Consider the following 7,279-nt stretch of genomic DNA (forward strand, 5'->3'; position numbering starts at 1 on the left):
TTGGCAGCGCATCGAACAACACCAACCCGATCAGCAGATGCACAGTGTAGCTTAATTTACGCCTAAACCTGTCCAACGGATGGGGAGTAGCTCATTCTGCTCCAACGTACGTGGTTGGTTATATTCGGAAAACCGGTCTTTGGTCTGCCCTAGAAATGGGGTAATTACCGCATGTCTAAACATGTCAGTTTCCTCTCCGCAACTAAACTGCATTTCATCAAGACAACTGACCTCGGACAGTTAGCCTGATGGGGGCCGGAAGGCTCAGCACTAACGCTCTGGGAAACAGCAACTCCTTCCCAGCAACATTTCGAATTGCAAATGAGCAGTTCGCTCCACAATGAAAGTGGCCGCCGCTCCTCCCTACGCATTTGGTGGCCAATCACAATCAAAGCGCCACGTCGGCACAATGATTTTATGACATGGCACTCACTCTCTTTCGGCCATGTGTTTCATGGGGTTCGTCTATGGCTTGATACTGAAATTCAGAGACCACAAGTTCAAATGAATTCGATTTGCTTTATGGAGAATTAAATTCATCTTTTTTTGTTTTGGAAGCATTATGAAAAATAGAAAAGAGCCAAGGGAAGAATAAGAAATCAATCCTAATATCTCATATCTATCTGATAGTATTATTATATATTACGACTTCAGATGTCTCAGACCTGCTCATTATAGTGTATTTTCACCAACAGATCAGGTAAGTGTCGGTACGTACCCAAACACATAAATGAAGATGATCTAATGATCTTGTTAAGTTTTTGTATTGGTTCGGCGCCTTCAGTTTTGGCTTAATGGTGGCAAGGGAGATCCCTGTTTTTATAGCCATAACCTTCGCACCAAGTTCCGATGCTGACCGCTATTGTGCAAATACGCACTTCAGTGAATGACCGGTCTTGGCCGAATTGGGAGGACCGAACACATGACAATCACCATGACCCAAATGGCGAACGCCATTCGATTTCTTTCTATGGATGCGATTTTGCGCGCCAAAGACGGCCATCCGGGCACTCCATTGGGTGGTGCAGACATCGCAACAGCTTTGTTTACAAAACACATGAAGCATGACCCAAAGCACCCATGCTGGCCAGACAGAGATCGCTTTGTGCATTCAGCTGGTCACGGCTCTATGCTGATCTACTCTCTTCTCCATCTGAGCGGGTACGAGCACTTCAGCATAGATCAGTTGAAAAACTTCCGCGTCTTGGGATCAACTACTCCTGGCCACCCTGAATACGAGGGTGATAACGGTATCGAGACTACAACCGGACCGTTAGGTCAGGGCATTGCCAACGCAGTTGGGATGGCCATTGCCGAACGCATCATGAACGCTCGTTTTGGTGACGACATTGTAGATCACTACACTTATGCCTACACGGGTGACGGTTGCTTGATGGAAGGTATAGCTGCTGAAATCATTGCAATCGCTGGCCATCTGAAACTGGGGAAGCTCATCTTCCTATGGGATGACAATCGCATGACCGACGATGGGCCGACCGACCAGGCCGTGATCGAGGACAATGTGGCTCGCTTTGACAACGCCGGTTGGCATACACAGCGTGTTGATGGGCATGATCCAGAAGAAGTTGCGGAGGCGATCGCCAAGGCTAAACTAGACAACCGACCTTCAATGATCGCATGTCGCACTACCATTGGCTACGGCATCCCCCGCATTCAAGATGACCGAGCGGCTCATGGCGGCAAACTCACCCCAGATGATACTGTCGAAGCTCGCGAATATCTCAACTGGCCATACGAACCGTTCTTCATACCCGAAGAAATCATGCACGCTTGGGCTATTTCTGGCGAGGACGGGGCGAGAGAACGTGAAGCTTGGATTGAGCGTTACAACAAAATGGCACCAGACGACCGTGCCGAGTTTGAACGCCTAATGAACAGAGAACTCCCGGAAAACTGGGCTGAGGCACTAAAGGAATTCAAGCGACAAGCGGTTAATAACCCACAGGCTAAAGCAGGAATCGCTGTTTCTGGCGAAGTTTTGTCTTTGCTTGCCGAAGTTGTTCCGGAAATCGTTAGCGGCGCGCCAGACCTTGAAGCAGCAACCAAGCACAAGCAGCAATTAAGGCCGTTCACCAAGGATGACAGGGCCGGACGATATATTCACTATGGCGTTCGTGAGCATGCCATGGGCGCCATCATGAATGGAATGACGGTTCACAAAGGCATCGTGTCGGTTGGCTCTACATTTCTAGTGTTTTCTGACTACATGCGCCACACACTACGCATGGCGGCATTGATGCGCATTCCCGGCATGTTCATTTTCAGTCATGACTCAATAGGAATTGGGAAAAACGGTCCAACGCATCAGCCTGTCGAAACACTTGCTTCACTTCGCGCCTATCCCAACATGTGGGTTTTCCGCCCGGCAGACCAAGTGGAAATGGCAGAATGCTGGGAACTTGGCATGCAACACAAGGATGGACCAACATCCATCATCTGCTCACGACAACCGCTGCCTCCTGTACGCACCCAACACGAAACATCAAACCTGTGTTCTCGTGGTGGTTACGTTCTGGAGGAAGCAAAGGGCGGAGTGCGCTTGGCTACTTTGTTCGCAACCGGGTATGAGGTTTCAATTGCAGTGAAAGCTCGCACAATACTGGAGAGCAGAGGCATACCGACTGCCGTCGTCTCAATGCCAAGCTGGGAGCTCTTCGAAAAGCAGGACGACGCTTATCGCGAGCACGTACTCGGACGACACACAGCGCGTGTCGCTGTTGAGGCTGCCGTGCGTCTCGGTTGGGACCGGTACATCGGAGAGAGTGGCCGCTTTATTGGCATGAGTTCCTTTGGCGCATCGGGTGATTTCCCCGATCTATTCAACCACTTTGGGATCACCCCAGAGGCCGTGGCCGAAGCAGCAGAGGCGCAACTGAAGTAAAGCGCGCCCGTGGGCGGCTTTGTTGTGCCGCCCACCAACTCAGAACCAATTGAGAGTAGCCATGAAATCTCCCCGCGTCTTCTTGGAAGGCTTGTTTGAGGCGGCGATTGCCTCTGCTCAGCCTGAAAACTGCGTACCGCCGTACCTCCCAGAAAACATCTCAGGTAGACTGGTTGTCATTGGGGCGGGAAAAGCTTCCGCTGCTATGGCCCGTGCCGTCGAACGATCTTGGGACGGACCATTAGAAGGCCTTGTGGTAACTCGTTATGGATACTCAGTCCCTTGCGAGCGCATTGAAATTGCCGAGGCAGCACATCCTGTTCCCGATGAAGCTGGAATGCGGGCTGCGATGCGAATGATGAACTATGTCAGCGCTTTGGGTGAGGAAGACACAGTGCTCTGCCTTATGTCAGGCGGTGGATCAGCATTGCTGCCACTCCCGGCACCCGGCATCTCTCTGGAGGATAAGCAAAAAATAAACCGTGCCCTCCTTAAATGCGGAGCCACCATCAGCGAAATGAATTGCATCCGCCGGCACCTTTCAATGATAAAAGGAGGTAATCTGGCAGCAGCAGCTTCACCCGCACGGATTATCAATCTACTGATCTCCGATGTTCCTGGTGATGACCCGTCCAATATTGCATCAGGCCCAACCATTTTTGATAGTTCGGCTCCTTCAGATGCCATCGCAATTGTGAACCACTATGGGATAGAGCTACCAGCTTCTGCAAAATTGCACCTTGAGCGCGCACAAACTCGTCATTCACCAGAGTATGCGCTCAAATCAGTCGCGAAACAGCCCGAAACACATATCATTGCCGCTCCATTATTGGGTCTCCGGGCGGCCGCAGAAAGAAGTATTTCTCAAGGCATCCCAGCTTACATACTAAGCGACAGCATAGAAGGCGAAGCGTCGGATGTTGGTACTGTTATGGCAGGTATTGCGCGCCATGTCGCAAACCATATGCACCCGTTCAAGACACCTTGTCTTCTTCTTTCAGGCGGAGAAACAACCGTGACTCTCAACGGACATGGGCGCGGAGGTCGCAATGTGGAGTTTCTTCTTTCCCTCGCATTAAACCTTAATAAGCAACCGGGGATCTACGCGCTCGCCGGAGACACGGACGGGATTGACGGGATCGAGGAGATAGCAGGCGCATACTGTGATCCTGCGACTCTCAAACGAGCAGAAGACATGATGATAAGCCCTCACGAAGCCCTGGCCAATAACGATGCACACGGTTTCTTCGAGTCCATTGGTGACAGCGTCATTACAGGCCCAACGCTTACGAACATTAATGACTTCAGGGCAATTCTCGTTACCGATGAGACATTCCCAGCGCTGGATGACGCTGACAAAGACTAGCCCTTCACCGGTTTAGCCTTGTCCTACTGCCAACAAGGCTAAAGGGGTCTGCCATCGAACTGCATCTCTTGACATGGCAGACCCCGCACTTCCGATCCCGCTTGACAGATCCGACAAGATAGTCGCTGTACCGGTCACAACAAATCGAGTCCAAAATGCATTCTTCTTCGCTTCCGCACACCAATCCAACAAACAAACTCCAAGACATGGCAAGCGCAATCCGCTTTCTGACAATGGATATGGTAGGCGCTGCCAACTCCGGGCACCCTGGAATGCCGATGGGTATGGCTGATGTCGCTACCGTGCTTTTCAGCCGATTTCTAAAATTCGACGCCTCAGATCCAACTTGGCCTGATCGAGACAGATTCGTGCTTTCGGCCGGCCATGGCTCACCACTTCTTTACTCCCTTCTCTATTTATGCGGCTACAACGACATCGATGTTGAAGATTTGAAGCAATTCAGAAAATTTAGCAGCAGAACTGCCGGACACCCCGAGATAGACCAACTAGCAGGTGTAGAGGTTACAACTGGTCCACTTGGTCAGGGATTTGCAAATGGGGTTGGCATGGCGGTAGCTGAACGCATACTGGCGGCGGAGTTCGGCGATGACCTCGTTGATCATTATACATACGTTATGGTTGGCGATGGATGCCTTATGGAGGGCATCTCACAGGAGGCAATCTCGTTTGCTTCCCACAACCAACTAAGCAAACTCATTGTGTTGTTCGACGACAATAGCGTGACAATTGATGGCAACACGTCTCTTTCAACTTCTGAGAACCAGATAGACCGATTCAATGCTGCCGGGTGGCATACTCAAGAGATCGATGGACATGATTTTGAAGCGATAGAAGGGGCTATCCGCAATGCGCGGTTGAGCCCACGCCCGTCGATGATAGCCTGCAAGACAGTCATCGGAAAGGGCTCAACTGAAAAGCAAGGAACCGCTGCGGCGCATCATGGCGCATTTTCCGCGTCTGACCGAGCAAACATGCAACAGCTCTATAATTGGCAAGAACTGGAGTTCATAATCCCCAAAACCATCTTGGATAACTGGCGTGCAGCGGGTACTCGCGGAGTTCCTCAACGCAAAAGTTGGAAGCGTTTGTTTGCCGACCTACAGCCATCAAAGGCACAGGAGTTTGATCGCAGAATGATGGGTGCATGCCCCGAGAACCTGTCTTCTGCGCTAAGCGCTCTAAAACAAACTCTTTTGGGCTCCCCGCCAACAGCGACCCGAGTTGCCAGCTTGAAAGTGCTTGAAACACTTCAGCCCATCATGCCGGAATTGATTGGCGGTTCCGCAGATTTAGGCAGTTCGACCCAGACGCACCCGTCAACCGCAAGTACGTTCTCAAGGGAAAATCCTTCGGGTCGGTATATTCCTTTTGGCGTCAGAGAGCATGCCATGGCAGCCATTATGAATGGAGCAGCTCTGCATGGTGGGTTTGTCCCATACGGGGGGACATTCTTATGTTTCCTCGACTACGCACGGCATTCAATTCGCTTGTCCGCACTAATGAACCTACCAGTAATCTATGTAGGCACCCACGACAGCATCTGTGTTGGTGAAGACGGCCCAACCCACCAACCCGTCGAACAAGTGGCAAGTTTTCGCTCAATGCCAAATCTTAATGTCTTTCGACCTGGAGACCTTATCGAAGCAGTAGAATGTTGGGAGTTGGCCCTGCAAGAACGTCGCCCGGCCTTGCTTGTCATGTCCCGCCAAGCCCTTCCTGTAGTTCGCCGAGATGTTGAGACAAACTGGTGCAAATTGGGGGGATATGTGTTCAAAGAAGCCTCTTCAGCGCGACAGGTAACTCTGATCGCCACCGGTTCTGAACTGTCGCTCGCGCTCGGTACCGCAACAATACTTGAAAACGATGGGCTTCCGACCGCAGTAGTTTCATTGCCAAACTGGAGATTGTTCGACGCACAAAGGTCCGATTACAAGGAATTTGTATTAGGTTCTAGCGAAACTTTAAAGGTTGCCATCGAAGCAATGTCACCAATCGGCTGGGAAAGGTACGTAGGGCGCGATGGGATCATTTGTGGGATCGATCAATTCGGCCATTCCGGTCCAGCAAGCGATGTCTATACTCACTTCGGCTTCACAGATAAGGCGATAGCACAAAGGGTTCAGGACAGACTGAAGAGATGATCCTCCTCTTCATGTCCCGACCGGGCGGTGCGCCTTTAAAGGCACCGCCCGGCCTTCACATAAATGCATTGATTCTTAAAATGTTCTGTGCTCCAGATTAAGACACAAAAACCCCACACAAAGCAAAACTAGACACGAAGAGAGCTCCACTCAATATAACGGCATTCTTTTAGGCCCTGTTGACAAAGTCGCGCAGCCATATGCGAGTTGCGGCGAGATTGAGGAACGCGGCGAAGGATGCCTTGGTCTTGTCGTATCGGGTGGCGATCCTACGGAACTGTTTGACCTTGTTGAACATGCGCTCGATCCGGTTCCTGTCCTTGTAGGCCCGGAAGTCGCAAGGTATCGGTTCCCTGCGGTTTGACTTTGGCGGAATGACAGGGCTGATGCCAGCCAGCAGCAGGCTTTGGCGCACTGCATCGCCATCGTATCCCTTGTCAGCCAGGAACAGCCGAGGTTTGCGGAAAGGCATATCCAGTAGGGCGGGAACGGCGCTGTAGTCGGATGCTTCACCGCCTGTCAGGACAAAGCCGAGAGGGCGTCCTTGACCGTCCGTTCGGGCGTGGATTTTCGTCGTAAAGCCGCCGCGTGATCGACCAAAAGCCTCCTTATGAGTCCCCCTTTTGCGCCGGCGGCCTGACTGTGGCCGCGGACTGTGGTGCTGTCGATCATGTGTTGCCAGTCATCGGTGAGCCCGAGATCCACCAGCGTTTCCAGCAGACCATCCCAGACGCCTTGCTCTGCCCACCGGCGAAAGCGCACATAGACCGAATTCCATTTCCCGTAGCGCTCGTGCATGTCGCGCCAGGGGCAGCCAACGCGCAGCACATGTAGCATACCATTCAGATA

At 51.7% G+C, this 7,279-nt stretch carries 3 protein-coding genes and 1 pseudogene; 3 read left to right on the plus strand and 1 reads right to left on the minus strand.

What is annotated here, in order from left to right; genetic code table 11:
- The first annotated feature begins 922 nt into the window (after positions 1-922).
- The 3 genes from tkt (G512_RS0114515) (at position 923) to tkt (G512_RS0114525) (ending at position 6,430) form a co-directional block, all read left to right on the plus strand.
- Positions 923-2,902, plus strand: coding sequence for a transketolase (gene tkt, locus G512_RS0114515; protein ID WP_028482347.1), 1,980 nt, complete (start codon positions 923-925; stop codon positions 2,900-2,902).
- A gap of 61 nt (positions 2,903-2,963) precedes the next feature.
- Positions 2,964-4,268, plus strand: coding sequence for a glycerate kinase type-2 family protein (locus tag G512_RS0114520; protein ID WP_028482348.1), 1,305 nt, complete (start codon positions 2,964-2,966; stop codon positions 4,266-4,268).
- Positions 4,269-4,423: 155 nt separating this feature from the next.
- A complete protein-coding gene (gene tkt, locus G512_RS0114525) occupies positions 4,424-6,430 on the plus strand; it encodes a transketolase (protein WP_036489856.1) in 2,007 nt (668 codons plus the stop codon).
- Between the two features lie 169 nt (positions 6,431-6,599).
- Here tkt (G512_RS0114525) and G512_RS22630 read toward each other — a convergent pair.
- Positions 6,600-7,279, minus strand: a pseudogene (locus tag G512_RS22630) (IS5 family transposase); the annotation flags it as partial.

Origin of the sequence: Pseudovibrio exalbescens DSM 16456 (assembly GCF_000422785.1) — a bacterium.
GTDB lineage: Bacteria > Pseudomonadota > Alphaproteobacteria > Rhizobiales > Stappiaceae > Pseudovibrio > Pseudovibrio exalbescens.

Excerpts from the sequence above, each read along its gene's own strand:
- tkt (WP_028482347.1), top strand. The coding sequence starts at position 923 with ATGACAATCACCATGACCCAAATGGCGAACGCCATTCGATTTCTTTCT.
- G512_RS0114520 (WP_028482348.1), top strand. The coding sequence starts at position 2,964 with ATGAAATCTCCCCGCGTCTTCTTGGAAGGCTTGTTTGAGGCGGCGATT.
- tkt (WP_036489856.1), top strand. The coding sequence starts at position 4,424 with ATGCATTCTTCTTCGCTTCCGCACACCAATCCAACAAACAAACTCCAA.